The organism is Conexibacter woesei Iso977N (assembly GCF_000424625.1).
GTDB lineage: Bacteria > Actinomycetota > Thermoleophilia > Solirubrobacterales > Solirubrobacteraceae > Baekduia > Baekduia woesei_A.
In genome coordinates this window covers 2,257,318-2,282,894 of record NZ_AUKG01000001.1, presented here as the reverse complement: position 1 = coordinate 2,282,894, position 25,577 = coordinate 2,257,318, and the positions used below count along the sequence as shown (strand labels likewise).

The window sequence follows — 25,577 nt, the reverse complement described above, 5'->3', positions numbered from 1 at the left end:
GGAGACGCCCCTCCCGAGACCGGCTAGCCGATCGAGACGGTGGGCGCGCGCTTGCCCGCCGTGACGGTCGCGCTGACCGTCCTGCCGTCCTTGGTGACGCGGACGACGAGCTTCTGGGTCCTGCCCATCCGCTGCTTCGTCCTCAGCGACACCTTGACCGTGCCGCGCCCCGTGCGCGTCACGGTCGACTTGGCGTACTGGAGGCGCACCGACGCGCGGACCTTGCTGCTCCTGGCCGTCGCGCCGACCTCCTTGACGGTGCACTTGGCCGTCCTGCCGCTCGCCGAGCAGCTGACGGTGATGAGCACCTTCGACCCCTTGTCGCCCTTGGCGCCCTTCGGGCCCACGGGACCGACGGGCCCGATCGGGCCGGCCGGACCGGTGGAGCCCTGCGGCCCCGCGGGGCCGGCCGGACCCTCCGGACCGGCGGGACCCGCCGGGCCGGCGTCGACCGGCGCCGTGTAGGTCGCCGTCCGGGTCGCGTAGTCGCCGTCGCCGCTGTAGACGGCGGTGACCGCGTGGCCCTTGGCCTCGGTGACCGCATCGGTCGCCAGCGACGCACGGCCCTGCGCGTCGACCTTGACCGGCGCACCCACGTCCTGGCCGTCGACCTTGAACTGGACCGTGCCGGTCACCGCGCCCGGGAAGGGATCGGTGCCGGTCAGCCGCGCCCGCAGCTCGACCTGGCTCGGCTCGTCGGCGTCGCCGACGTCGCCGATGCCGACCGTCAGCCTGGCCTGGGCCAGCGGCAGGTCGAACGCCTGGACCTCATCGTCGGGCGTCAGGTACGAGACCAGCGCCGCGCCGTCCTTGGCGAGCTTCGCCCGCCCGGCCGCGTCGAGCGCGACGTGGACGTGCTGCGTGCCGGCGGTCACCGAGACCGCCTGCGACGCGATCACGCGCCCGCTCTGGTCGCTGCCCCACGCGGGGTAGCCACCGTCGGTGGCGCTGCACGCGTCGAGGCCGTAGCTGATGAGCTCCTCCATCGTGCTCGACGCCGTCGGCGCCGCGCAGCTGCTGGTGAACACCGGGATCGCACCGGTCAGCCCCGACCACAGGTACACGCGCGCGGTACCGGTGCCGGTCGACGTGATGTCCAGGTCCGCGCCGTCGCCGGCCAGCCTGACGTTGTCGATCGTCAACCGGTTGCTTGCCGGAGCGGGCGTCCGGCCGGCGATCGGCACGCCGTTGCGGGCCGACTGCCAGATCGTCTGCGGCGACTTCGTGCCGTCCAGGTTGGAGCTGGAGACGATCGGGTCCGGCGCCGTCGTCGGCTGGCCCGCCGGCGGCGTGTAGTTCAGGACCCTGGCCCGGCCCCAGCGGTACGGCGCAGCCTGCACGCCGCCGATGCTCGACCAGGCGAGCCGGCTCTGACCGACGTCGATGTGACGCAGGTCGCCGCCGGCCACGGCCGCGTTGTTGTCGTTGTCGTAGGGCGTGATGTTGAAGGTGAAGTTGTCCGGGTCGATCGCGGCCGGGAGGTCGGCGATCGGGATCTTCACCTCCAGGTTGTAGGCGCCACCCGTGTAGGAGTGGTCGACGGCGGTCGAGTTGGACCCGACCCACGTCGCCGAGGACGCGACCTGCACGCCCGGGGCGTTCGGGCCCTGGTTGACCGTGGACGCCAGCGGCCCGGTCGAGTAGCCCTGGTGGTTGTCGGCGTCACGCGACCAGCACGGGCCGTTGACGCCGTTGCCGTTGGACCCGGTCGGGTCGTTGGTGAACGGGAACACCCCCAACTTGAAGGTGTTGGCCGTCTCGCGGCCGTTGACGTTGGCGTTGCCGCGCGGGTCGACCAGCAGCTCGACCGAGTCCGCGAGCCAGTGCGCGACGCACTCCTTCGGCGTGGCCGCGTAGCTCTGGAACTCGTCGACGACATGCACGAAGAAGTACAGGTCGTCGTCGGTGTGCGTGACCTTGGCGTAGCTGCCGGTGCCGCAGTCCGTGCCGTCCGGCGCGCAGGCCGCACCTTCCCAGACCCGGCCGAGGTCGAGCGTGGGACCGGTGTAGTCGCCGCCCTCGACCGCGTCGACCGCCGGTGCCCCGGTGGCCTTCGGGATCGTCGTCGTCGGGACGACGGCCATCGTCATCGACTCCGTCGACGTGTCGGTCGACGGCTGGTCGTGGGTCGTGTTGATGGTGAACGTCGAGACCTGGTTGGCCGGCAGCGACGAGGCGGTGCTCGTCACGTCGAAGCTGACCGTGGTCTCCTGGCCCGCCGCCAGCGCGCTGTAGGAGCGCGTCGCCGGCGTGACCGAGTAGCCGGACGGCGCCGTCAGCGAGACGTCACCGCTCTGCACGGTCGTCGACCAGTTGTGCACGCGCACCGTGATCGCCTTGGTCTCCCCCAGCCCGATCGACTGCAGGGCCTGCGAGCGGCCGAGACGGCGCGCGTCGGGCGCGGTGTTGTCGACCCAGTTGTCGTACTCGGCCCAGGTGCCCCAGCGCTGCATGCGGCCCTCGACCGGGGAGACGACGCGGACCGCGTTGTCGGTGTAGCCGGTCGCGGAGCCGGAGCTGACCTGCGCCGCGATCTTGTAGTTGCCGTCCAGCGTCGCGACCGAGGCCGGCGGCGTGACCGTGAAGTCCACCGTCGTCTCGGTGCCCGACGTCGTCGCGGGCAGGTTCTTGGGCCCGTCGACGGTCCAGCCCGCGGGCACCGTCAGCGCGACGCCGCCCGTCTGCGCCGCGATCGTCGCGCCGCCGGACCTGAGGTGCAGGGTCGCCGTGAACGGCTGGCCCGGCACGTTGTAGAACTTCGAGAACGTCAGGTACTCCTGCGTCCCGAGCGGGAACCCGCCCGGATCCTGCACGGCCGCGCCGTAGAGGATCGCGTCGTCCCTGCCCGCCGCCGTGTTGGCGGTGCTGCCGCCCGGCGTCGTGGTGTTCGGCTGGAACGGGACGCGCGCGTAGGTCTGGCCGAAGCGCGAGCAGCCGGGGTCGGCCGCCGTCTGCGTCTGCGTGCGGCTCTGCGTCGGGTAGGCCCTCTGGTTCTCGGCGGCGACCTGTGCCCAGGTCTTGGCCGAGCCGGCCGGCTTGCCCTGGACGTTGCCCGCGGCCCACTTGTAGGGCGAGTCGTAGCCGGTCCAGACGCCCGCGACCGTGTCGACGTTCGTCGCGGCCGGGACGAAGCCCGTGGTGCAGCTCGCGGCGTTGACGTTGCCGCCGGTGCCGGTGGTCGAGCCGCCCGAGAAGGCCTTCTTGACCTGCCAGGTGCTCAGGGCGTTGGGGCCCGTGAGCTGCTCGGGGAACATGTTCGGGTCGGCCGCGGCCTTGATGCCCTCCCAGATGAAGCGCCCGGCCTGCTGGTGGTTGCCGTGGCCCGCGCCCTGGATCGTCGGGTTGAACCCGATGTAGATGTCGGGCTGCGTCATCCGGATGATGCGCGTGATGCGGCGCAGCGTCTCGTTCTCGTTCCAGAACAGCTGCGTCAGCGGCGCCGACAAGTTGTAGAAGAAGTCGACGCGGTCGAGGTTGAAGATGTCGACGGTGCCCGACCGGTAGTGGGCGACGCGGTCCTCGTTCTCGCGCCGCAGCCCCAGGTCGGGTCCGATCTCGGTGCCGGCGCCGTTGCCGCCGCCCTCACCGCGGGTGACCATGATGATCCCGCACTTGACGCCGTAGCGCGCATGCCACACGCCGCACGGCCCGATGATGCTCGTGTCGTCGTCGGGGTGAGCCCACTCACCCATGACGTTGATCTTCACGGCCTTGGATGCCGTGTACGTCGAAGCGGGAGCGGCGCTCGCCGTCCCCACCGCCCCCAGCATGATCGCGACCATCGCGACCAGACCCACGAAATAGCGCTGCACGCCACTCCCTCCGTTGGACAAGTTCCCACCACTCGAACACATTTTCGAACGAGTTCGAACAACAAGACGCGCGAGGAAGCTAGTTCGCTGTGACATCCATGTCAACCGAAAGAGCGGAATTTTCCTACGTATCCGTTATGTTTGAAGGCCTTTGCCGAGCAGGCAGCGATCCCGGAAGACCCTTCGGCTTCCGCACAACTCCGAACAGAACGCCGCCGGAAGGCGGCGCGATCAAGCTGCGGAGGTGACCTTGCGCAGGTGGCGCGGCGCGCCGGCGTCGATCCCCTTGGCGCCTGCCAGCGCCCAGGCGAACGCCTGGCCCGGCAGGACCGAGAGCAGCGGCGACAGCAGCGGCTCGGCGGGCACCACCGGCACGGGGAGCGCGAACGCCGCGCCGTCCAGCGCCGCGGCGGCGGGGCCCGAGGCGATCACCGGCGCGCCCGCCGCGCGGGCCCGGCGCACCGCCTCGGCGACCGCGGGCAGCGTCGCGTCCGGCGCGGCGATCGCCCACAGCGGCACGTCGGCGTCGAGCGCGGCGACCGGCCCGTGGGCCATCGCGGTCGCCGACATCGCCTTGGCGCCGAGGTAGCAGACCTCGGTCAGCTTGAGCGCGACCTCGTTGGCCGTCGCCAGCTCGATCCCGCGGGCGACCAAGTACATGCGGTCGATCCGCGCGAGCGCCGCGGCGACCGGCGCGACGGCCGCGTCGAGCCCGTCCAGCAGCGCGTCGGCGGCGTCGGCGGTCGCGACGAGCGCGTCGGCCAGCTGGGGCCCGCGGCCCGCGAGCTGCCCGGCGAGCAGCGCGATCGCCGCGAGCGTGCCGGTGTAGGTCTTGGTCGCCGCGATCGAGCGCTCGGCGCCCGCGCCGATCGCCAGCACGTGGTCGGCGATCCGCGCCAGCGACGAGCCCTCGCCGTTGGTGATCGCCAGCGTCGTCGCGCCCTCGCGGCCGGCGCGCTCCAGCCAGGCCACGACGTCGGGCGTCTCGCCCGACTGGGAGATGCCGACCGCCAGCTCGCCGGGCCGTGCGGCGGGCGACCCGTAGTACAACGGCATCGACATCGAGTCGCGCACGACCGTCCACCCGCGCAGCGCGCGCAGCAGGTAGGTCGCGTAGATCCCGGCGTGGTCGGAGGTTCCGTGCGCCGCGATCCTGACCAGTGGCGGATCCAGCGCGTCCAGCGCGGCCGCGACCTCCGCGACCTGCGCGCCGCGCGCCACCAGAGCGCGCCAGACGGCCGGCTGGCCGCCGATCTCCTCGCGCAGGACGGCGGCCGCGGCGCTCACGCCGCGACCCGCGCGGCGTGCAGCGCGCGGCCGTCGGCCACGTCGAAGAAGCGCAGCGCGGCGGGCTGGACGCCGAACTCGACGCGGTCGCCGGGCAGCAGCGACGCGCGGCCCTCGTGCTGGACGACGACGCGGTCGCCGCCGACGTCGACGCCGACGAACGTCTCGCGGCCCAGCGCCTCGACGTAGGCGACCTCGCCGGCGATCGGCCCGAGCAGCGCCGGATGCTCCGGGTCCCAGGGGCGCGCGCACTCGGGGCGCACGCCGACGACGACCTCGCCGGGCAGCCCCTCGACGCCCGGCACCACGAGGTCCACCCCGTCGCAGCGCAGCCGCGTCGCGCCGGCGCCCGCCGGCTCGGCCGCCATCGTCAGGAAGCTCATCGCGGGCGAGCCGATGAAGCCGCCGACGAACACGTTGGCCGGGCGCTCGTAGAGCTCCTCGGGCGTGCCGACCTGCTCCAGGACGCCGTCGTTCATCACCGCGATCCGGTCGCCCATCGTCATCGCCTCGACCTGGTCGTGGGTGACGTAGACCGTGGTCGTGCGGACGTCCTGCTGCAGGCGCTTGATCTCCCCGCGCGTCTGCGTGCGCAGCTTGGCGTCGAGGTTCGACAGCGGCTCGTCCATCAGGAAGACCTGCGGGTCGCGGACCAGCGCGCGGCCGAGCGCGACGCGCTGGGCCTGGCCGCCGGACAGCTGCCCGGGCTTGCGCTCCAGGTAGGGCTCGAGGTCCAGCGACGCGGCGGCGGAGCGGACCCGGCGCTCGATCTCCTCCTTGGGCGTCCTGCGGCGCCGCAGCCCGAAGGCGAGGTTGTCGAAGACCGTCATCTGCGGGTACAGCGCGTAGTCCTGGAAGACCATCGCGATGTCGCGCTCGCGCGGGGCGATCGCGTTGACCACGCGGTCGCCGATCCGGATCTCGCCGGCGGTGATCGACTCCAGGCCCGCGAGCATCCGCAGCGCGGTCGTCTTGCCGGAGCCCGAGGGCCCGACCAACACCATGAACTCGCCGTCGGCGATCTCCAGGTCGAGCCCGTGGACGACCTCGTGGCCGGCATAGGACTTGCGCACCTGGCTGAAGCGAACTGCACCCATCGACTACCCCTTCACGGCACCCGAGACCATGCCCCGGATGAAATGGCGCTGGAGGAACACGTACAACACGACCACCGGCAGGGCGACGATCACGGCGCCCGCCGCCAGCAGCGTGAGGTCGGCCTGGTTGCGGCCGATGAAGAAGCTGAGACCCAGCGGCGCGGTGCGCAGGTTCTCGTCGGTCACCATGACGAGCGCCAGCAGGAACTCGTTCCAGGTCCACATGAACAGCAGCACGACCATCGTCAGGACCGCGGGCCGCGCGAGCGGGAGCAGGACGCGCCAGAGCGTGAACCAGCTCGACGCGCCGTCGATCCGCGCCGCCTCGACCAGCGACTGCGGCACCGAGCGGAAGAAGGCGCGCATCCAGAAGGTCCCGAAGGCGATCGACGTCCCGGCCTGCGGGAGGATCAGCGCCCAGTAGGTGTCGGTCAGCTGGAGGTCGCGCAGGTCGTAGTACAGCGGGACGATCATCGCCTCCATCGGCACCATCAGGCCGAGCAGGAACAGGTAGAACAGCGGCTGGGCGAAGCGGAACCGCATCAGGCCGAACGCGTAGCCGGCCAGGATCGAGACGATCGTCGACAGCCCGACGACGGCGACCGCGACGATCACCGAGGACTTCAGGTAGGTCCCGAAGTTGCCGTCCTGCCAGGCGCGCTTGAAGTTGTCGAAGTGCAGCCCGTCGAACGAGCCGAACGACGCGCCGCCGCCCTTCTGCTGCAGCGCGGTCAGCACGATCCCGACGATCGGCAGTAGCGCGATCAGCGAGAACACGCCGAGCAAGGTGTAGGTCAGCGACTGCTCGCGGCGGCTGGTCATCCCTTGGCCCCCCGTTCGGCGATCTGGTTGATCGCGGTCGACAGCAGGAAGATCACGACCGCGAGCGTCAGGCCCATCGCCGCCGCGGAGCCGACCTGACCGGTCTCGAACGCGCGGCGGTAGACCTGGTAGGCGGGCACCGACGTCGCGTCGCCCGGGCCGCCCTTGGTCGTGTTGTAGATGATGTCGAAGTTGCGCAGCGCCTGGATCGTGCACAGCGTCAGCGCCACCGCGATCTCGCCGCGCAGCGCGGGCAGCGTCACCGCGACGAACTCGCGGACCGGCCCGGCGCCGTCGACGCGCGCGGCGTCGTAGAGCGACTTGGGGATCTTCTGGACCCCGGCCGTGAGCAACACCATGCACAACCCGTACATGACCCACGTCCCGATCAGGCCGACGGCCGGCAGCGCGACGCCGAAGTCGCCCAGCCACGACTTGGCCAGGCCGCCGAGCCCGAGGTGGCGCAGCGTCTCGTTGATCGGCCCGTTGTTGGGGTCGTAGATCATCCGCCACATCACGGCCACGACGACCAGCGCCACGACCTGGGGCAGGAACAGCACGACGCGGAAGAACGTGAAGCCGCGCACCTGCGTGCGCGCGACGGCGCCCGCCAGCAGCAGGCCGATCGCGGTCGGCAGCAGGGCGTAGAAGACGATCAGGATCAGCGCGTGGCCGAACGCCTTGCGCTGGACGGGGTCGGAGAAGACGTCCGAGTAGTTGCTCAGCCCGACCCACTTGCCCGCGGTCACGCCGTCCCACTGGAACAGCGACAGCCAGATCGCATGCATCAGCGGCGCGAGCGTGAACGCCCCGAAGATCAGCAGCGCCGGGATCAGGTAGACGTAGCCGATCCGCCGGGGCTCGCCCGGCGGGCGGTCCCCGCCGCGCGCGGGCGCGACGGGGACCTCCTCGGCGATGGCGGGACGGGTCGCCACGGACCTAGTTGCCGCTCTTGGAGGCGTCGACCTTCTTCTGGACGTCCGCCGTGAACGCCGTCGGCGAGTCCTTCAGCGCGAGCATGTTCTGGATCGCGCCGCCGAGGTCGTCGCCGAACGTCGGCGTCGTGTAGTCGGCGTAGGGGATCAGGCCGTCGGCGCTGCCGAGCGCCTTCCAGGCGGTGGCGACGTCCTGGGTCAGCGCGCCCTCGGGGGCGGGCGTGTCGTACTTCATGGCCGCCAAGTTCTTCGTCTCCGTGAGGATGTTGGCCGCGTTCTGGTCGGTCAGGAAGTCGATGTAGGCCGCGGCCACGTCGGGGTGCTTGGACTTCGACGTGATCGTGAACGGCAGCGACTCGCCGCCGAGCGCGACCGGGTCCCCTGCCTGGGTGCCCGGCATCGTGAAGAACCCGACGTCGTCGCCCATCTGGTCGGCGAGGTCGGCGACCAGCCAGGTGCCGGCGATCAGGAACGTGCCCTTGCCCTTGGCGAAGCGCTGCCACGCCGGGTCATAGCCCGTGCCGTTGAAGTCCTTCGTGAAGTACCCCTTCTTGACCCAGTCCTGCAGCTTGCCCGCCGCGGCCTGGAACTCGGGGGTGTCGAACGACGCGCCGTCCTTCTGGAAGACGAAGTTGCGCACGGCGTCCTTGGGCGCGGTCTGGCCGAGCACGGTCTCGTACTCGTGGATGCCGGGCCACTTGTCGAGGTTGCCGAACTGGATCGGCGTGTCGCCCGCGGCCTTGGCCTTGTCCAGCTGCGCCTCGAAGTCCGCCAGCGTCTTGGGGACCTCGGTGACCTTCTTCTTGTTGTAGAAGACGCCCACGATCTCGCCCATCTGCGAGAGGCCGTAGAGCTGGCCGGTGCCGAACGTCGTGCCGGTCGGCTCGAACTTGTTGAGGTCGAGCAGCAGGCTCGGGTAGCGGTCGGCCCAGTTGTAGATCTTGGCGTAGTCGTCGACCGGGCGCAGCAGGTGGCCCTTGACGAGCTGGCCCATGACGCCCAGGCCCTGGTTGGCCTCGACGACGTCCGGCGCCTTGGGGCCGGAGACCGCCAGCTTCAGCGTCGTGTTGAGGTCGTCGAACGACTTCGCCACGCGCCTGATCTTGACGTTGGGGTACTTGGCCATGAACTGCTGGTTGAGCTTCTTGATCTGCGCCGCCTGGCCGCCGCGGACCTCCTGGTCCCAGACGGTCAGCGTGACGTCGCCGGCCTTCGCGATGTCCGGCTTGGCCGACGCGGTGGTCGTCGTCCTCGCCGCGTCGTCGCTGGACCCGCCCGGCGTGCCGCAGCCCGCCGCCAGCGCCGTGGCCGCCACGACGGCCAGGGACCCCATCACCCTCATGCGCATCAACAACTCCTCCTCCGTGTGTTCAGGGAGCGGTCCGGCCGGGGACGGCCAGCCCGCGTTCGCTGCCCGCCGCTGCGAGCTGCTCGATGCTCTGCGCGCCCGCCACCGCGGTGGGGACGCGCACCGACAGCGCCGCGGCCAGGCAGGCCCAGCGCAGGCAGTCCTCCGGCGTGGCGCCGGTCAGGTCGCTCCAGATGAAGGCGGCGGCGAACAGGTCGCCGGCCCCCGTCGTGTCGACCGCCGCGCCGACCGCCACGCCCGCGACCGCGGCGACCTCGTCGCCGGCGGCCGTCAGCGCGCCGTCGGCGCCGAGCGTGACCACGACCCGCGGGACCCGTTCCGCGAGCCGTCGCGCGGCATGTTCTACATCTTGCTCGCCGGTCAGCAGCCGCGCCTCGCGCGCGTTGACCAGCAGCGCCCGTGCGGTCGCCGCGCGCGCCGGCAGCGGCGCGCCGGCCAGCGCGCGCGCCTCGGCGTCACCGGCCGTGACGTACAACATGGTGTCGTCCGGGACGGCGTCCAGGCGCGTCAGCGACGTCAGCACCGCGCGCGGGGCGAAGCCCGCGACGTCGGCGAGCGTCGCCTGCTCGTCGGGATCGAAGGTCGCCATCGCGCGCTCGCCGCGGTGGGGCAGCACGACCGTCACCGGCGTGCGCGCGACCGTGCGCGGCGGCAGCCGCACGCCCTCGGCCGCGAGCGCGGCGCGGACGAGCTCGCCCTCGGCGTCGGCGCCCAGCGGCGAGGCCAACGCCACGGTCAGGCCGAGGCGCGCCGCGCCGATCGCGACCGTCGCCGCGCCGCCGGGCGAGCGCAGCAGGTCGTCGGCGTGGCGCTCCTCCCCCGGTCCGGGCAGCGCCTCGAGCCCCACGAACGTGAGGTCGAGGAACGCCGGGTCGGCGCAGACGAGGTCCACGGTCACTTGGCGAACGCCTCCGCCAGGCCGGGCAGGCGCTCGCAGTACTCGTCGAAGATCTGGCGCGCGGTGGCCACCGACGGGACGAGCGGGTGCAGCGCGAGCGCCTTGACCGCCTCGCGGCGCGAGCCGGAGAGCGCGGCGTCGATCGTCGTGCGCTCGACGTCCTTCATCGTCTCCACCAGCGCGCGGGCGTGCGTGGGGACCTCGCCGATCGCGACCGGGACCGGGCCCGAGCGCCCGACGATGCACGGCACCTCGACGACCGCCCGGTCGTCCAGGAACGGCAGCGCCGAGCGGTTGGCGGTGTTGAGCACCAGCACCGCGCGGGTGTTGTTGGCGATCGCCTCCAGGACGGCCATCGCCTCGCCCTCGTAGCCGCCGTTCTCGTCGATCTCGTGCTCGTGGCCGTCGCCGGCGGCCGAGCGCGCCTCGGCCATGTAGCTGCGCTCGCGGTCGTGGCGCGTGCCGCGCCAGCTCTGCAGCGCCGTCTCCGGCGGCTGCTCGCCCTCGGCGTAGAACGCGCTCTGCTGGCGCAGCAGGAACGCGCCGCGCGACTCCGGGCTCTGGCGGATCGCGTTGACCGTGTCGGCCGCGTAGTAGAAGTAGTACAGGTACTCGTTCGGGATCATGTCGAGCGAGCGCAGCCACTCGCCGCCGAACAGGCGGCCCTCCTCGAACGTGGCGAGCTTGTCGTCCTGCTCCAGCAGGCCGGGCAGCAGCTGGTGGTCGCCGTCGCGCACGCCCTTCAGCCAGCCGAGGTGGTTGAGGCCGAAGTAGTCGAACCAGAGCTGGTCGGACTCGCGGCCCAGCGCGCGGGCGACGCGGCGCATCAGGCCGGCCGGCGAGTCGCAGATGCCGATCGCGCGGTCGCCGAGCACGCGCTGGACGGCCTCGGTGACCATCCCGGCCGGGTTGGTGAAGTTGATCAGCCACGCGTCGGGCGCGTGCTTGGCCATCGTCTCGGCGAGCTCCATCATCACCGGGATCGTCCGCAGCGCGAAGCAGAGGCCGCCGGGCCCCGTCGTCTCCTGCCCGAGCACGCCGTGGCCGAGCGGGACGCTCTCGTCGACGACGCGGCCCTCGAGCTGGCCGACGCGGATCGCGCAGAGCACGAACGACGCGCCCTGGACCGCGTCGACCAGGTCGGTCGTCCCGCGGAACGGCAGCCGGACGCCGCGCTCGATCGCCAGCCCGGACAGGACCGGCGCGATGCGGTCGATGCGGTGCTGCTCGATGTCGTGGAGCACGACCTCCTCGATGCCCAGCCGGTCGCGCATGTCCATCAGCGCGGTGTAGACCAGGGGCACGCGGAACCCGCCGCCGCCGACGATCGTGAGCTTCATGCGATGGTTACCTCGATCCCGGCGTCTTCGATGGCTGCGCGGTCGCCTGCCGGGAGGCCCGCGTCGCTGACGATGTGGTCCAGGTCCTCCGGACCGCAGATGCGCACGACCCCGCTCATCGCGAACTTCTCGGAGTCCGCGACCAGGACGACGCGGCTGGCCGCGCGGATGATCGCGCGCTTGACCGGCACCTCGATCATCGTGGTGTCCCAGACCGAGAGGTCCTGGTCGACCGCGCTGGTCCCCAGGAAGGCGACGTCGGCGTTGAGCTGGCGCAGCGCCTCCTCGGCGAGCACGCCGACGGTCGAGCGGTAGTTGCGCCGCACGAGGCCGCCGGGCAGGACGATCTCGACGTGCTCGTCGTCGCGGAGCTCGTCGAGCGCGGCCAAGTTGGTGGTGATGAGCGTGACGCGGCGGCCGCGCAGGTGGCGCGCGACCTCCAAGGTGGTGGTGCCGATGTCGAGCATGACGGTCTGGCCGTCCTGCACGAGCGCGGCCGCGGCGCGGCCGATGCCCTGCTTGAGCTCCTGGCCCTCCAGCGCGATCTCGCCGAACGGGCGCTCGGGGACCGAGCCGACGGCGCCGCCGTGGACCCGCTCGAGCTTGCCGTCGCGCTCGAGCGCGTGGAGGTCGCGGCGGACGGTCATCTCGCTCACCTCGAACACGCGGGCGAGGTCGGAGACGTGCGCCGTGCCGGCGCGAACGGCCTGCAGGATGCGCTGGCGACGCTGTGCGGGGACCATCACGCGTTCGCCCACGTGACGTCTCCTTGTTCGCTTCTGTGGCTGCCGATCCGGCTCACGGCGCGGCACATTACAGATTCGAACATGAATTTGTGCGAATTTGTTGACGCCTGATCGAAGCGTGGTTAGGTTGCCGAGCCATGTCGACCGATCGCCAGCTTGCCGGGGCGCCCATCACGTGGGGGGTCTGCGAGGTCCCCGGATGGGGCGCGATGCTCCCGCCGGACCGTGTGTTCGGCGAGATGGCGGGCCTCGGGCTGACCGCCACCGAGCTCGGCCCCGTCGACGACTGGCTGCCGCTCGACGCCGCGGAGATCCGCGCCGCGACGCAGCGCCACGGCCTGCGGCTGCTCGGCGGCTTCGTGCCGCTCGTCCTCCACGACCGTGAGCACCATGCCGCGGCGCTGGAGCAGGCGCAGCGGGTCGCGTCGGCGATGGCCGACGCCGGCGCCTCCGTGTTCGTGCTGGCGATCGTCCAGGACGCCGCGTGGTCGGCCCCCGAGCCGCTGGACGACGCGGGCTGGGCGGCGCTCGCCGCCGGCGTCGACGCCGTCGCCGACACCACCGCGGCGCTCGGGCTGACGACCGTCGTGCACCCGCACCAGGGCACGCTGATCGAGCGCCGCGCCGACGTCGACCGCCTCGCGGAGCTGAGCGCGGTCGCCTGGTGCCTGGACCCCGGCCACCTCGCGCTCGGCGGCTATGACCCGATCGACTTCATCGACACCTGGGGCGAGCGGGTCGCGCACGTCCACCTCAAGGACGTCGACCTCGCGGTCGCCGACCGTCTCAACGCCGGCGAGCTGACGCTGATGGCCGCCGTCCAGGCCGGGCTGTTCCGGCCGCTGGGCAGCGGCGACGCGCGGATCGCCGAGCTGGTCGCCGCGCTCGACGCGCGCGGCTACGACGGCTGGCTCGTCCTCGAGCAGGACTGCGCGATCACCGGCGCCGTCCCCGCTCCGGGCGAGGGCCCGGTGCGCGACGCGCAGCGGAGCCTGGACTTCCTGGCGTCGCTGCCGGTGGGCGCACGATGAGCGGCGGCGAGCTGCGCGTCGGCGTCATCGGCACCGGCCGGATCGGCCGCCTGCACGCCGAGCTGCTGCACCGGCGCGTCGCGGGCGCGCGCGTGACCGCGGTGACCGACGCCCACGCGCCGGCGGCCGCGGCGGTCGCCGCCGACCTCGGCGTCCCGGCCACCGCGTCGGCCGACGCGTTGATCGGGCGCGACGACGTCGACGCGGTCGCGATCTGCACGAGCACCGACACCCACGTCGAGCTGATCCTCGCCGCGGCCGCCGCGGGCAAGGCGATCTTCTGCGAGAAGCCCGTGTCGCTGGACCTCGCCGCGGTCGACGCGGCGCTCGACGCGGTCGCCACCGCCTCGCTGACGTTCCAGATCGGCTTCAACCGCCGCTTCGACCCGTCCCACGCCGCGGTCCGCGCGGCCGTGGTCGACGGCGCGGTCGGCGCGCCGCACCTCGTGCGGATCACCAGCCGCGACCCCGAACCGCCGCCGCTGGACTACGTGCGCACGTCCGGCGGGATCTTCCTGGACATGACGATCCACGACTTCGACATGGCCCGGTTCGTGACCGGCAGCGAGGTCGTGGCGGTCAGTGCGCACGGCGCGCTGCGGATCCGGCCGGACTTCGCGCAGGCCGGCGACGTCGACACCGCGATCGTCACGCTCGAGCACGCCGACGGCTGCCTGACCGCGATCGACAACAGCCGCCAGGCGCCCTACGGCTACGACCAGCGCGTCGAGGTCCACGGCGAGCACGGGATGGCGGCGTCGGAGAACCCGCACGCCCACACCGCGCTGACGCGCTCGGCCGCCGGGACCGCGACGGCGCCGCTGCCGTTCTTCTTCCTCGACCGCTACGTGCCGGCCTACGTCGCGCAGTGGGAGGCGTTCGTCGCCGCCTGCCGTGCCGGCGCGCCCGGCTCGCCGGGCCTGGCCGACGCCCGGGCGCCGCTCGTCATCGGCATGGCTGCGCAGCGCTCGCGGGTCGAGGGCCGGCGCGTCGAGATCGCCGAGATCGAGGCCGAGGTCGTCGCCCGGTGACGCTCGACCTGCTCACGATGGGCCGGATCGGCGTCGACCTCTACCCGCAGCAGTCCGGCGTCGGCCTCGAGGACGTCACGTCGTTCGCCAAGTCGCTCGGCGGCTCGCCCACCAACGTCGCGGTCGCCGCGGCGCGGCTCGGCAACCGCTCTGCGGTCCTCACCAAGGTCGGCGACGACGCGTTCGGCCGCTACGCCCGCCGCGCGCTGGAGGGCTTCGGCGTCGACGCGCGCTTCGTCGGGACCGACCCGGCGCTGCGCACGCCGCTCGCCTTCTGCGAGATCCGCCCGCCCGATCACTTCCCGCTGCTCTTCTACCGCGAGCCGAGCGCGCCGGACCTCCAGCTGGACGAGGGCGAGCTGCCGCTGGACGCGATCCGCGGCGCGCGGATCCTCTGGACGACCGGGACCGGCCTGTCGGCCGAGCCGTCGCGTGCTGCGACGCTGGCCGCGCTGCGCGCGCGCCGCGCGGCCGACCCGGACGCGTTGATCGTCCACGACCTCGACCACCGGCCGATGTTCTGGTCCGACCCGCGCGAGGCGGGCGAGCAGGCGCGCGCGGCGTTGTCCTACGCCTCGGTCGCCGTCGGCAATCGCGAGGAGGTCGAGGTCGCCGTCGGCACCTCCGACCCCGAAGCCGCCGCCGACGCGCTGCTCGGCCTCGGCGTGCGGATCGCGGTCGTCAAGCGCGGCCCGGCCGGCGTGCTGGTCGCCACGCGCGACGGCCGCTGGGACATCCCACCGGTGCCGGTGCAGGTCGTCAACGGCCTCGGCGCGGGCGACGCGTTCGGCGGCGCGCTCTGCCACGGCCTGCTCGCGGGCTGGCCGCCGGAGCGCTGCGTGGCGCTGGCCAACGCCGCGGGCTCGTTCGTCGCCGGCCGCCTGGCCTGCGCCGACGCGATGCCGACCCTCGCCGACCTCGGCGACGCGGCGGTGGCGGCGTGAGCGGCGATCGCGCGCGGCTGACCGTCGCACAGGCGCTCGTGCGGTTCCTCGCCGTCCAGCACGTCGAGCGCGACGGTGTCCGGACGCCGTTCTTCGCGGGCTGCCTCGGCATCTTCGGCCACGGCAACGTCGCCGGGCTGGGCGAGGCGCTGTACGCGTCGCGCCACGACTTCCCCTACATCCCGGGTCGCAACGAGCAGGCGCTGGCGCACATCGCCTGCGGCTACGCCCGCCAGCGCGACCGCCTCGGCGCCTACGCGGTGACGACGTCGGTCGGCCCGGGCGCGACGAACCTCGTGACCGGCGCCGCGCTGGCGACGATCAACCGGCTGCCGCTGCTGCTGCTCCCCGGCGACACGTTCGCCACGCGCGCGCCGCACCCGGTCCTGCAGGGGCTGGAGGCCGAGCACGACGGGACCGCGTCGGTCAACGACGCGCTGCGCCCGGTCTCGCGCTACTTCGACCGGATCGCCCGGCCCGAGCAGATCGTCCCGGCGGCGCTGGAGGCGATGCGCGTCCTGACCGATCCGGCGCAGACCGGCGCGGTGACGCTGGCGCTGCCGCAGGACGTCCAGGCCGAGGTCGTCGAGGTCGACGCCGCGTTCCTGGAGCCGCGCACGTGGCTGGTCCAGCGCCAGCCGCCGGCGCCCGAGGGGCTGGCGCGCGCGGTGCAGCTGATCGCCGGGGCGCGGCGCCCGCTGATCGTCGCGGGCGGCGGCGTCATCTACTCGCGCGCGTGCGAGGCGCTGCGCGCGCTGGTGACGGCGACCGGGATCCCCGTCGGCGAGACGCACGCGGGCCGCGGCGCGCTGCCGAGCGACCATGTTGGTGCCCTTGGGGCGATCGGTGCCACCGGCACCGCCGCGGCCAACCGGCTGGCGCGCGAGGCCGACCTGGTGATCGGGATCGGCACGCGCTGGAGCGACTTCACCACCGCCTCGAAGACCGCGTTCCAGGACGCGGGCGTGCGCTTCGTCAACGTCAACGTCTGCGCGTTCGACGCCGCCAAGCACTCGGGGTTGCAGCTGGTCGGCGACGCGCGCGTCACGCTGGAGGCGCTGGCCGCCGCGCTCGGCGCGCACACCGCCGACCCGGAGTGGACCGCCCGCGCCGAGGCCGAGCGGGCCGCGTGGGGCCAGGAGGTCGCGCGCGTCGTGGGCGTCGGTGACGGGCCGGACGCGCCGCTGACGCAGGCCGCGGTCATCGGCGCCGTCAACGACGCGGCGGGCGCGACCGGCGTCGTCGTCCAGGCGGCGGGCTCGCTGCCCGGCGACCTCCACAAGCTGTGGGTCGCGCGCGATCCGGCGGGCAAGGGCTACCACGTCGAGTACGGGTACTCGTGCATGGGCTACGAGCTGCCGGGCGCGATCGGCGTCAAGCTCGCCGCGCCCGAGCGCGAGGTGTACGCCTTGGTCGGCGACGGCAGCTACCTGATGTCGCCCGGCGAGCTGGCGACCGCCGTCGCGCTGCGCGCGCGGATCGTCGTCGTGCTGATCCAGAACCACGGCTACGCCTCGATCGGCGCGCTGTCGCGGTCGGTCGGCGGCGCCGGGTTCGGCACCCACCACCGCGTGCCCGAGGGCGGCGACGCGACCGCGCCCGTCCTCGACGACGCGGCCGGCGACGCGCTGGCCGCCCCCGCGCCCGCGCTGCCCGTCGACCTCGCCGCCAACGTCGCGAGCCTCGGCGTGCCGGTCACGCGCGCCGGCTCGCTCGGCGAGCTGCGCGCCGCGCTGGCCGCCGCGCGCGGCGCCGACGGCCCGGTCGCGATCCACGTCGAGGTCGACCGCTTCCACACCGTCGGCGGCTACGAGAGCTGGTGGGACGTCCCGGTCGCCGCCGTCTCGGATCGCCCGGAGGTCGTCGCCGCCCGCGCGCGCTACGAGCGCGAGCGCGAGCGGCAGCGCGCGTACCTCCGTCCCGCATGAGCACCATCCTGCAACGTCCCGCCGACGACGGCTCGATCGTCGTCACCCCGGAGTCCGCCGGCTGGACCTACGTCGGCTTCGAGGCCGTGCGCCTGGCGCCCGGCGCCACCATCGAGCGCGCGACCGGCGACCGCGAGGCCTGCGTCGTCGTCGTCTGCGGCACGATCCACGTGCGCAGCGAGCACGGCGAGTGGCGCGACCTCGGCGGCCGGCCCGACCCGTTCTCGGGCCCGCCCGAGGCGGCCTACCTGCCGCCGTCGACGACCTACGTCGTCGAGGGCGCCCGCGATGGCGCCGAGGTCGGCATCTGCACCGCGCCCGCCGAGCGCGGCACCGCGGCGCGACCGCTGCGCGCGGCCGACACCGAGGTCGTCCGGCGCGGCTACGACACCCACGAGCGGGTCGTCGGCAACATCATGATGAACAACGCGGCGGCCGAGCGGCTGCTGGTCACCGAGGTGATCACGCCGTCCGGGCACTGGTCCAGCTACCCGCCGCACAAGCACGACCGCGACGCGCTGCCCGCCGAGTCCTACCTGGAGGAGACGTACTACCACCGCGTCGCCCCCGCCTCCGGCTTCGGCATCCAGCGCGTCTACACCGACGACCGCTCGCTCGACGAGACCGTGGCCGTGCACGACCGCGACGTCGTGCTCGTCCCGCGCGGCTACCACGCGGTCGCCGCACCGCCCGGCGTCGCCGTCTACTACCTCAACGCCATGGCCGGCCCGAGCCGCGAGTGGGCGTTCGTGGACGACCCGGCGCTGGCCTGGACGCGTGCCGACGGCGCGACCCTCGACCCTTCCCTCCTCCCCTTCTCCCTATGACCGACTTGCTGAACAACTACATCGGCGGCGCCTGGGCGCCCGCCACCGACGCCGCGGGCGTGCTCGACGTCGTCGCCCCCGCGACCGGGACCACGCTCGCGCGGGTGCCGCTCAGCGGCCGTGCCGACCTCGACGCCGCGGTCGCCGCCGCCCGCGCGGCGCTGCCCGCGTGGCGCGACGTCAACGTCATCGAGCGCGCGCGGCGGCTGTTCGCGCTGCGCGAGGGCCTGCTCGCCCGCGCCGAGGACATGGCCCAGAGCGTCACGGCCGAGATGGGCAAGACGATCGGCGACGCGCGTGCCGAGGTCGCTCGCGCGATCGAGATGGTCGAGGCGGCGACCGCGATCCCGACGACGATGCAGGGCCGGATCCTCGAGGACGTCTCGCGCGGGATCGATGCCGAGACGATCCGCCAGCCGGTCGGCGTCTGCGCGGCGATCGCGCCGTTCAACTTCCCGGCGATGGTGCCGTTCTGGTTCCTGCCGTTCGCGATCGCCTGCGGCAACACCTTCATCTTGAAGCCGAGCGAGCAGGTGCCGATGACCCAGCAGATCGCGTTCGAGGTGCTCGACGCGCTCGATCTGCCGCCCGGCGTCGTCAACCTGGTCAACGGCGGGCGCGAGGTCGTCGAGGGCATCCTCGAGCACCCCGGCATCGACGCGGTCTCGTTCGTCGGCTCGGCGCCGGTGGCCAAGCTCGTCTACGAGGGCGCGGCGAGGGCCGGCAAGCGCGTGCAGGCGCTCGGTGGGGCCAAGAACCACATGGTGGTCATGCCCGACGCGGTGATCGGCAAGACCGTCGCGGGGCTGATCGGCAGCGCGTTCGGCGCCGCGGGCCAGCGCTGCATGGCGGGCTCGGTCGTCGTGACCGTCGGCGACGCGCACGAGGCGCTGATGGGCCCGCTGACCGAGGCGACGCGCGCGCTGAGCGTCGGCGACGGCGCGCAGGCGACGACCGACGTCGGCCCCGTGATCTCGTGCGCGGCCCGCGACCGCATCCGCGGGTGGATCGACGCGGCGGTCGACGCGGGTGCGTCGGTCGTCGTCGACGGCCGCGCGGTCGAGGGCGTGGACGAGGCCGGCGCGTTCGTCGGCCCCACGATCCTCGACGGCGTCACGCCGGAGATGGCGATCGCCCGGGAGGAGGTCTTCGGCCCCGTCCTGACGGTGGTGCGCGCCGCGTCGCTGAACGAGGCGATCGCGATCGTCAACGGCTCGCGGTTCGGTAACGGCACGTCGATCTTCACGGAGTCGGGCGCGGCCGTGCGGCGCTACCGCCATGACGTCGAGGCCGGGATGGTCGGCGTCAACATCGGCGTCGCGGCGCCCGTCGCGTTCTTCCCGTTCAGCGGCTGGAAGGACTCGTTCCTCGGCGACCTCCACGCCCACGGGCCGGACGCCGTGGAGTTCTTCACCCGCAAGAAGACCGTGACCAGTCGCTGGTTCTCCGACGGTCAGGGCTCCGGCGCGTACTTCGTGGAGCGGTGACGGCGATGTTCCTCCTGGCCTTCGACCACCGCGGCGTCTTCGCCCGCACCATCTTCGACACCACCGGCGAGCCGACGCCGGAGCAGGAGACGCAGATGGTCCTCGCCAAGTCGGTGATCTACGACGGCGTGCGGCGCGCGGCGCAGCGGCGCGCGCTCCCGGCCGGCACGGCGGGCATCCTCGTCGACGAGCTCTACGGCGCGGACGTCGCGCGCGACGCCAGGGCCGACGGGGTCGTGCTCGTGATGCCGGTCGAGATGCCCGACCGCGAGCTGTTCGCGTTCGCCTACGGCGCGGACTGGCGCGCGCACGTCGCGGCGTTCGAGCCCGACTACGCGAAGGTGCTCGTCCGCTACAACGCCGACGGCGACCGCGACGGCAACGCGGAGCAGGCAGCACGCCTGGCCGAGTTGTCAGGGTGGTTGCAGGAGACCGGCCGGCGGTTCCTGTTCGAGCTGATCGTCGATCCGACCGCGGCGCAGCTGGCGGCCGTCGACGGCGACCGCGAGCGGTTCGTGCGCGAGCTGCGCCCGGCGCTGATCGTCCGCGCGATCGCCGCGCTGCAGGACGCCGGCGTCGAGCCCGACATCTGGAAGCTCGAGGGCCTCGACGACCCCGCCGACGCGGCGCAGGCCGCCACGCAGGCCCGTTCCGGCGCCGGCCGCGAGCACGTGCGCTGCACGATCCTCGGCGCCGGAGCCCCGGACGACCGCGTCGACCACTGGCTGCGCACGGCGGCGGCCACCGACGGCTTCGCCGGCTTCGCGATCGGCCGCTCGATCTGGCGCGACGCGGTCCGCGCCCACCTCGCGTCGACCCTCGACCGCGACGCCGCAGCCGAGCAGATCGCCACCAACTACCTGCGCTTCGTGGACGTCTTCCGCGACGCCCGCAGCTAGGCGCCGGAACCCGACAGCGCGACGAGCCGCCGGCGCAGCTCGTCGCGCGCGGCGGCGTTGCCGGACAGCGCGATCGCGCGGCCGTAGGCGTCCCGGGCGCCGGGGAGAGGGTGACGCTCAGGCTCGTTGCGCACTACGGCGACCTGTGCAACATCATCGAGAGCCCGGAGGGGCTGGAGCGCAAGTACGCGATCCTGCGCGAGCACTGCGCCGCGGCCGGGCGCGACTACGACGAGATCCAGCGCACCTCGGTGTCGCTGTGCGCCGTCGCCGACTCCGACGAGGAGGCCCGGGCCACGGTGCCCGCCGGCGCCGACGCGCTCTTCCCCGGCGACGTGCGCGACTACGGCCTGATCGGGACCCCGGACACGATCCGCGAGCGCCTGGCGCGCTACGAGGAGGCGGGCGTGCAGGAGCTGGCGATCAGCTTCGTCGCAGCCGACCCCGCCGCGCTGATGCGCCGCTACGCCGGCGAGTTCATGGTGAACAACGGTGATGTCACAACAGGATGTTGAGGGTGAAAGGGCCGCTGACCGAGGTCACCCGCTGCCCGCGCAGCCTGTGGGGTCGTCGACGGCCACGCGGATGCGGATCGCGCGGATCCACGGCAGATCATCAACGTTCGTCAGACGCTGTGTCTTTCTGAGCGATGGTGCCAGTCGGCCGCCGTGGCGATCGCGGGTCGGTGGTGATCGTTCATCGTTCTCTTCCTCGATCTAGTCGACGTTCGTGACCGTGCGGCCGGGGACGAGCAGCGCGGCGGCGAAGCCGAGCGCGGAGAGCCCGACGCCGGCCCACAGCGCGTGGGTGAAGCCGTCGATGAACACGCGCGGCGAGCCGTAGACGCCGGGCCGCGCGAACACCGACGCGAGGACCGCGACGCCGAGCACGCCGCCGAGCTCGCGCAGCATGCTGTTGGTCCCCGAGGCGATGCCCGCCTCCTCGAGCGGCACCGCGGCCATCACGGCGCTGGCGACCGTCGGGAAGCACAGCGAGATCCCGATGCCCGCGACCAGCAGCGAGCAGCCGATCTCGGCGTAGCCCATGCCCGGCTTGGCGATCAGCGCGATCCAGACGAGGCCGATCGTCTGCAGCGCCAGCCCGCCGGCCATGAACGGCCGGTTGCCGTAGCGCTCCGACAGCGCGCCCGCGACCGGCGCGACGATCATCGGCGCGCCGGTCCACGGCAGCAGCGCGAGCCCCGCGTGCAGCGGCGAGTGGCCGAGGGCGACCTGGAAGAACTGGGCCATCAGGAACAGCGCGCCGAACAGCGCCGCGTACATGAAGAAGCTGACCGCGTTGGCGCTGGCGAACGTGCGGTCGGCGAAGAGCTCGAGCGGGAGCATCGGCGACGGCGAGCGCCGCTCCCACTCCACGAAGAGCCCGGCGAGGGCCGCGCCGGCGATCAGCGAGCCGAGGACCTCCGCGCTCCCCCACCCGGCCGCGTCGGCGCGGACGAGCGCCCAGGTGATCCCGAACGCGGCGAGCGCGGCGAGCGCGAGCCCGACGAGGTCCAGCCGCGGCCGCGGGCCGAAGCTCTCGTCCAGGCCCCGCGCGGCGAGCGGCATCAGCGCGAGGCCGATCGGCACGTTGAGCCAGAAGATCCAGTGCCAGCTGATCCCACCGGCGATCGCGCCGCCGACGACCGGCCCGGCCGCGACCGCGAGCCCCTGGATCCCGCCCCACAGGCCGATCGCCGCGCCGCGCCTCTCCGCCGGCACCGCCGTCGTGATCAGCGTCAGCGTGAGCGGCATGACGATCGCCGCCCCCGCGCCCTGGAGCGCCCGCGCGGCGATCAGCGTCTCGACGTTGGGCGACAGCGCCGACAACGCCGAGGCGGCCGTGAACACGCCGACGCCGATCGTGAACATGCGCCGCCGCCCGAAGCGGTCGCCGAGCGCGGCGCCGGTGAGCAGGAGGCAGGCGAACGCCAGGTTGTAGGCGTTGACCGTCCACTCGAGGCTGGCCAGGCTCGCGTGCAGGCTGACGCGCAGCACGGAGAGCGACGTCGTCACGACGAGCGTGTCGAGCGCGGTCATCAGGACGCCGATCGACGCTATGACGACCGTCGACGTCGGGGTGGCACGGGCCGGTGGCGCTGCGGTTCGCGAGGGCATCACTCCTACAGGCGCCGCGCCCGCGCGAAATTGACCGGCGACTTCCGGTCGCCGGCGGCGTCAGGGACCGCGGCGCAGCGTGAGCAGCGCGAACCCGAGCGTCGAGGCGCCGCCGGGCAGCGCGCGGCGCTCGCGGATGCGCCCGGCGTAGGCGACCGCCTCGGCGTCGTCGTAGCGCTCGGCCTCGGCCGCCAGCCCCTCCTCGTAGGCCGCGAAGTCGGCCTCCGTGCACGCCGCCACGGCCAGCGCTTCCAGCCCCGCGGCGCGCGCGGCGTCCTGGAGCGCGTCGAGGCCCAGCGGCAGCTCGTCGGCCGTCGCGCCGCCCAAGGCCTCCAAGAACTCCGGCGACGGCGCGCGCGTCCAGTACGCCTCGCCGAGCAGGACCACGCCGCCGTCCGGCCGCGCCAGCGCCGCCAGCTCGGCCAGCGCGTCCGGGAAGCCGCCGTGCGCGTGGGAGGCCGCGACGTTGACCACCAGGTCGAAGCCGCCCGCCTCCAGCCCGGCCGCGTCCGCGGCCGCCTGCACGACCTCCGGCTCACGGCCCGGCACCCGCCGCGCCGCGGCGACCCGCATCCGATCCAGCGCGTCCGCGTCGGGATCCACGCCGAGGCCGGTCGCGCCCGGATGGGCCTCCAGGACGCGGAGCAGGACCTCGCCCGCTCCGCACCCCGTCTCGACCACCCGCGCGCCGGGCGCGAGCGCCAGCGCGGCGATCGCCCGGTCGACGTCCGCCTCGCCCATCGGGTTCATCATCGGCACCGCCGCATGGGCGCGCAGCGAGGCGGACGTCAGAGGCACGGTCCGAAGGCTAGGCGAGCGACGGCGGAGCCGCCGCGGCCTGCACGAACGTCGCGTTCTGGCGCTCCATCGCCTTGACCGCCCCGCTGCGCCAGCCGTCGGCCAGCGGCTCGGTCATCGGGTCCGGGAAGATCTCCTCCTCGCCCGCCTCGACCCCGTCGAGGATCGCGTAGGCGACGTTCCCGCGCGAGGCCTTCGGGATCTCCAGCCCGCGCGTCATGTCGGTGTCGACCGGGCCCGACAGGACCGCGTGCACGTCGATGTCCTCCGCGGCCAGCAGCGCGCGCAGCGACTGCGACAGCGAGAACGCCGCGGCCTTGGACACCGAGTAGGACGGGATGACCGGCAGGGCGGCGAGCGCCGCCACCGACACGACGTTGACGATCGCGCCCCGCGACCGCCGCAGCGCCGGGAGGAACGCCTGGACCATGTCGTAGGGCCCGAATAGGTTGGTCGCGAGGTGCTGCTCGAGGATCGCACGATCGCCGAGGTCGTCGTAGAGCGCCACGCCGGCGTTGTTGATGAGGATGTCGAGCGCCTCGACCCGCGCGGCCGCGGCGGCGATCTGCGCGGCGTCGGTGATGTCCAGCAGCAGCGGCGTGACGCGCTCGTCCGGATGGGCCAGCGGCCCGCGCGCGCACGCGTAGACCTGCCGCGCGCCCCGGCTCAGCGCCTCTTCGACGAGCGCCTCACCGATCCCGCGGTTGGCGCCGGTGACGAGGACGGCTCGGTCTGCGATGTTCATGTTGCCTCTCCTAGTGTTGGATGGTCTTGTTCAGTCTGTGAAGTGGTTTCCGTTCGCCGGCCGGGCAGCGCCGCGCCCGCGAGCGCCGCGGCCACCGCGAGCCCCGCGCAGGCGGCGATCGCCGCCACGAACCCGTCGGTGAACGCCTGCGGCGAGCCGTAGCCGCCGGCGCGGCCGAAGACCGCGACGAGCACGGCCACGCCGAACGCGCCGCCGAGCTGGCGCAGCGTCGAGAACGTGCCCGACGCCCGGCCGATGTCGGCCGGCTCGACCGCGCCGAGCACCGCGCTCTGGGTCGCCGGCAGCGACATCGCGACCCCGGCGCCGGACAGCACGAGCGGGACGACGAGCCGCGCGTAGGCCACGTCCGGCGCGGCGATCACGGCGATCCACACCATCGCCGCGGCGTGCAGGGCCATCCCGCCGACCACGAAGCGCTGCTCCCCGAGCCGGCCGATCAGACGGCCGACCACCTGGGGGACGATGATGGTCGTCGCGCCCCACGGCATCAGCCGCAGCCCGGCGCCGAGCGGCCCGTTCCCGAGGCCGGTCTGGAGGAACTGCGACATGAAGAACACGGCGCCGAACGTCGAGCCCCAGTGGAAGAACGCCGCGCCGTTGCCGGCCGAGAACCGCCGCGACGCGAACAGCCGCAGCGGCAGCATCGGCGCGGCGGCGACCCGCTCGCGCACGACGAAGCCGCCGGTCAGCAGCGCGCCGGCGATCAGGGCGGCGAGCACCTCGGGGCTGCCCCAGCCGGCGGCGTTGCCGCGGACCAGGCCCCACACGATCCCGAGCGCGGCGCCGGTCACGAGCGCCAGCCCGGGCAGATCGATCGCGCCGCGGGGCCCGTGGCTCTCCTCGATCCGCAGGCGCACGAGGACGGCCAGCACCAGCCCCGCCGGGAGGTTGAGCCAGAAGATCCACGGCCACGAGATCCCCTCGACGACCGCCCCGCCGAGCAGCGGGCCGAGCGGGACCGACAGGCCCGACACCGCGCCGAACACGCCCAGCGCGCGCGGCCGCAGCTCGGCGGAGAACGTCGCGCCGAGCAGCGCCAGGGCGACCGGCATCACCAGCGCCGCCCCCGCGCCCTGCAGGGCGCGGAAGGCGATCAGCCACCCGATGCCCGGCGCCAGCGCGCAGCCGGCCGAGGCCGCGGCGAACACGCCGATGCCGGTCGTGAGGATCCGCCGGCGCCCGAGGCGATCGCCCAGGACAGCGGCCGTCATCAGCAGGACGGCGAAGCTGAGCGCGTACGCGTTGACCGTCCACTCCAGCTCGGCGGCCGACGCGTGAAGGTCGAGGCGGATCGTGCTCAGCGCCGTCGAGACGACCAGCGCGTCGAGCACCACCAGCAGCGACGCCGCCGCCGTCAGCCCCAACACCCATCGCTGGTTCGTGCTCATGTCGGTACAGGCGACGGCCGGGCCGCGAAGTCGCCGCCCAATTCCGGGCGCCGGC

At 73.5% G+C, this 25,577-nt stretch carries 22 protein-coding genes; 8 read left to right on the top strand and 14 right to left on the bottom strand.

Translation table 11 applies throughout. The features are described from left to right. Positions 1-23: 23 nt before the first annotated feature. From H030_RS31270 to H030_RS0111225, 9 genes are all read right to left on the bottom strand, one after another. The gene (locus H030_RS31270) at positions 24-3,692 is read right to left on the bottom strand and encodes a PIG-L family deacetylase (protein WP_269208524.1); all 3,669 of its coding nucleotides are present in this window, start codon (positions 3,690-3,692) and stop codon (positions 24-26) included. A 351-nt stretch (positions 3,693-4,043) separates the two neighbouring features. Next, positions 4,044-5,099 carry an SIS domain-containing protein gene (locus tag H030_RS0111260; protein ID WP_027006185.1) on the bottom strand — a complete coding sequence of 352 codons (1,056 nt, stop codon included), beginning with the start codon at positions 5,097-5,099 and terminating at the stop codon, positions 4,044-4,046. Further along, the gene (locus H030_RS0111255; protein ID WP_027006184.1) at positions 5,096-6,196 is read right to left on the bottom strand and encodes an ABC transporter ATP-binding protein; all 1,101 of its coding nucleotides are present in this window, start codon (positions 6,194-6,196) and stop codon (positions 5,096-5,098) included. The genes H030_RS0111260 and H030_RS0111255 overlap by 4 nt, the downstream gene beginning before the upstream one ends. Before the next feature lie 3 nt (positions 6,197-6,199). Continuing rightward, positions 6,200-7,018 (bottom strand): carbohydrate ABC transporter permease, encoded by an 819-nt coding sequence (locus H030_RS0111250; RefSeq protein ID WP_027006183.1) that lies wholly within the window; start codon positions 7,016-7,018, stop codon positions 6,200-6,202. After that, complete coding sequence (locus tag H030_RS31265) at positions 7,015-7,953, bottom strand: carbohydrate ABC transporter permease (RefSeq protein WP_231398407.1); 939 nt, start codon at positions 7,951-7,953, stop codon at positions 7,015-7,017. The genes H030_RS0111250 and H030_RS31265 overlap by 4 nt, the downstream gene beginning before the upstream one ends. 4 nt (positions 7,954-7,957) lie before the next feature. Next, on the bottom strand, positions 7,958-9,286 hold the full coding sequence (locus tag H030_RS0111240; RefSeq protein ID WP_035126112.1) for an extracellular solute-binding protein: 1,329 nt from the start codon (positions 9,284-9,286) through the stop codon (positions 7,958-7,960). A gap of 37 nt (positions 9,287-9,323) precedes the next feature. Further along, positions 9,324-10,220 carry a carbohydrate kinase family protein gene (locus H030_RS31260; protein ID WP_051222345.1) on the bottom strand — a complete coding sequence of 299 codons (897 nt, stop codon included), beginning with the start codon at positions 10,218-10,220 and terminating at the stop codon, positions 9,324-9,326. Continuing rightward, entirely contained in the window at positions 10,217-11,560 is a 1,344-nt protein-coding gene (locus H030_RS0111230; RefSeq protein ID WP_027006181.1) for a 6-phospho-beta-glucosidase, read from the bottom strand. Before H030_RS0111230 ends, H030_RS31260 begins: the two co-directional genes overlap by 4 nt. After that, the gene (locus tag H030_RS0111225; protein ID WP_027006180.1) at positions 11,557-12,303 is read right to left on the bottom strand and encodes a DeoR/GlpR family DNA-binding transcription regulator; all 747 of its coding nucleotides are present in this window, start codon (positions 12,301-12,303) and stop codon (positions 11,557-11,559) included. Before H030_RS0111225 ends, H030_RS0111230 begins: the two co-directional genes overlap by 4 nt. Positions 12,304-12,443: 140 nt before the next feature. Between H030_RS0111225 and H030_RS0111220 the strand changes: the two genes are divergently transcribed. The 7 genes from H030_RS0111220 to H030_RS0111190 are packed head-to-tail and all read left to right on the top strand — an operon-like array spanning position 12,444 to position 20,453. Continuing rightward, complete coding sequence (locus tag H030_RS0111220; RefSeq protein WP_027006179.1) at positions 12,444-13,337, top strand: sugar phosphate isomerase/epimerase family protein; 894 nt, start codon at positions 12,444-12,446, stop codon at positions 13,335-13,337. Next, positions 13,334-14,368 (top strand): inositol 2-dehydrogenase, encoded by a 1,035-nt coding sequence (gene iolG / locus H030_RS0111215; protein WP_027006178.1) that lies wholly within the window; start codon positions 13,334-13,336, stop codon positions 14,366-14,368. Before H030_RS0111220 ends, iolG begins: the two co-directional genes overlap by 4 nt. Next, positions 14,365-15,312 carry a 5-dehydro-2-deoxygluconokinase gene (iolC, locus tag H030_RS0111210; protein WP_155891977.1) on the top strand — a complete coding sequence of 316 codons (948 nt, stop codon included), beginning with the start codon at positions 14,365-14,367 and terminating at the stop codon, positions 15,310-15,312. The genes iolG and iolC overlap by 4 nt, the downstream gene beginning before the upstream one ends. Continuing rightward, positions 15,309-17,240, top strand: coding sequence for a 3D-(3,5/4)-trihydroxycyclohexane-1,2-dione acylhydrolase (decyclizing) (iolD, locus tag H030_RS0111205; RefSeq protein ID WP_027006176.1), 1,932 nt, complete (start codon positions 15,309-15,311; stop codon positions 17,238-17,240). Before iolC ends, iolD begins: the two co-directional genes overlap by 4 nt. Further along, entirely contained in the window at positions 17,237-18,067 is an 831-nt protein-coding gene (iolB, locus tag H030_RS0111200) for a 5-deoxy-glucuronate isomerase (RefSeq protein ID WP_027006175.1), read from the top strand. Before iolD ends, iolB begins: the two co-directional genes overlap by 4 nt. Continuing rightward, entirely contained in the window at positions 18,064-19,554 is a 1,491-nt protein-coding gene (locus H030_RS0111195) for a CoA-acylating methylmalonate-semialdehyde dehydrogenase (RefSeq protein WP_027006174.1), read from the top strand. The genes iolB and H030_RS0111195 overlap by 4 nt, the downstream gene beginning before the upstream one ends. Continuing rightward, positions 19,506-20,453 (top strand): 2-deoxy-5-keto-D-gluconate 6-phosphate aldolase domain-containing protein, encoded by a 948-nt coding sequence (locus H030_RS0111190; protein ID WP_331270976.1) that lies wholly within the window; start codon positions 19,506-19,508, stop codon positions 20,451-20,453. Before H030_RS0111195 ends, H030_RS0111190 begins: the two co-directional genes overlap by 49 nt. On the opposite strand, the gene H030_RS39670 is transcribed toward H030_RS0111190, so the two are convergent. Next, positions 20,450-20,587, bottom strand: coding sequence for a hypothetical protein (locus H030_RS39670; RefSeq protein WP_196809085.1), 138 nt, complete (start codon positions 20,585-20,587; stop codon positions 20,450-20,452). The genes H030_RS0111190 and H030_RS39670 overlap by 4 nt on opposite strands. Between H030_RS39670 and H030_RS39665 the strand changes: the two genes are divergently transcribed. After that, the gene (locus H030_RS39665; RefSeq protein ID WP_051222344.1) at positions 20,564-20,968 is read left to right on the top strand and encodes an LLM class flavin-dependent oxidoreductase; all 405 of its coding nucleotides are present in this window, start codon (positions 20,564-20,566) and stop codon (positions 20,966-20,968) included. The two genes, H030_RS39670 and H030_RS39665, sit on opposite strands and share 24 nt — an antisense overlap. Before the next feature lie 201 nt (positions 20,969-21,169). On the opposite strand, the gene H030_RS31250 is transcribed toward H030_RS39665, so the two are convergent. Genes H030_RS31250 through H030_RS31240 form a run of 4 tightly spaced genes read right to left on the bottom strand, consistent with a single transcriptional unit; the run spans position 21,170 to position 25,522 of the window. Further along, entirely contained in the window at positions 21,170-22,570 is a 1,401-nt protein-coding gene (locus H030_RS31250) for an MFS transporter (protein WP_035126110.1), read from the bottom strand. A gap of 60 nt (positions 22,571-22,630) precedes the next feature. After that, positions 22,631-23,368 (bottom strand): methyltransferase domain-containing protein, encoded by a 738-nt coding sequence (locus tag H030_RS31245; RefSeq protein ID WP_051222343.1) that lies wholly within the window; start codon positions 23,366-23,368, stop codon positions 22,631-22,633. Positions 23,369-23,378: 10 nt separating this feature from the next. Next, entirely contained in the window at positions 23,379-24,113 is a 735-nt protein-coding gene (locus H030_RS0111165; protein WP_027006172.1) for an SDR family NAD(P)-dependent oxidoreductase, read from the bottom strand. After that, positions 24,110-25,522 carry an MFS transporter gene (locus H030_RS31240; RefSeq protein WP_051222342.1) on the bottom strand — a complete coding sequence of 471 codons (1,413 nt, stop codon included), beginning with the start codon at positions 25,520-25,522 and terminating at the stop codon, positions 24,110-24,112. The genes H030_RS0111165 and H030_RS31240 overlap by 4 nt, the downstream gene beginning before the upstream one ends. Between the last annotated feature and the right edge of the window lie 55 nt (positions 25,523-25,577).

What these genes read in the sequence shown, in the direction of transcription:
- iolG (WP_027006178.1), top strand. Translation starts at nt 13,334, where the DNA reads ATGAGCGGCGGCGAGCTGCGCGTCGGCGTCATCGGCACCGGCCGGATC.
- H030_RS31240 (WP_051222342.1), bottom strand. Translation starts at nt 25,522, where the DNA reads ATGAGCACGAACCAGCGATGGGTGTTGGGGCTGACGGCGGCGGCGTCG.
- H030_RS0111240 (WP_035126112.1), bottom strand. Translation starts at nt 9,286, where the DNA reads ATGGGGTCCCTGGCCGTCGTGGCGGCCACGGCGCTGGCGGCGGGCTGC.
- H030_RS0111165 (WP_027006172.1), bottom strand. Translation starts at nt 24,113, where the DNA reads ATGAACATCGCAGACCGAGCCGTCCTCGTCACCGGCGCCAACCGCGGG.
- H030_RS0111195 (WP_027006174.1), top strand. Translation starts at nt 18,064, where the DNA reads ATGACCGACTTGCTGAACAACTACATCGGCGGCGCCTGGGCGCCCGCC.
- H030_RS0111255 (WP_027006184.1), bottom strand. Translation starts at nt 6,196, where the DNA reads ATGGGTGCAGTTCGCTTCAGCCAGGTGCGCAAGTCCTATGCCGGCCAC.
- iolB (WP_027006175.1), top strand. Translation starts at nt 17,237, where the DNA reads ATGAGCACCATCCTGCAACGTCCCGCCGACGACGGCTCGATCGTCGTC.
- H030_RS0111250 (WP_027006183.1), bottom strand. Translation starts at nt 7,018, where the DNA reads ATGACCAGCCGCCGCGAGCAGTCGCTGACCTACACCTTGCTCGGCGTG.
- H030_RS31270 (WP_269208524.1), bottom strand. Translation starts at nt 3,692, where the DNA reads ATGGGTGAGTGGGCTCACCCCGACGACGACACGAGCATCATCGGGCCG.
- H030_RS0111220 (WP_027006179.1), top strand. Translation starts at nt 12,444, where the DNA reads ATGTCGACCGATCGCCAGCTTGCCGGGGCGCCCATCACGTGGGGGGTC.
- H030_RS0111230 (WP_027006181.1), bottom strand. Translation starts at nt 11,560, where the DNA reads ATGAAGCTCACGATCGTCGGCGGCGGCGGGTTCCGCGTGCCCCTGGTC.
- H030_RS0111225 (WP_027006180.1), bottom strand. Translation starts at nt 12,303, where the DNA reads ATGGTCCCCGCACAGCGTCGCCAGCGCATCCTGCAGGCCGTTCGCGCC.
- H030_RS31250 (WP_035126110.1), bottom strand. Translation starts at nt 22,570, where the DNA reads ATGCCCTCGCGAACCGCAGCGCCACCGGCCCGTGCCACCCCGACGTCG.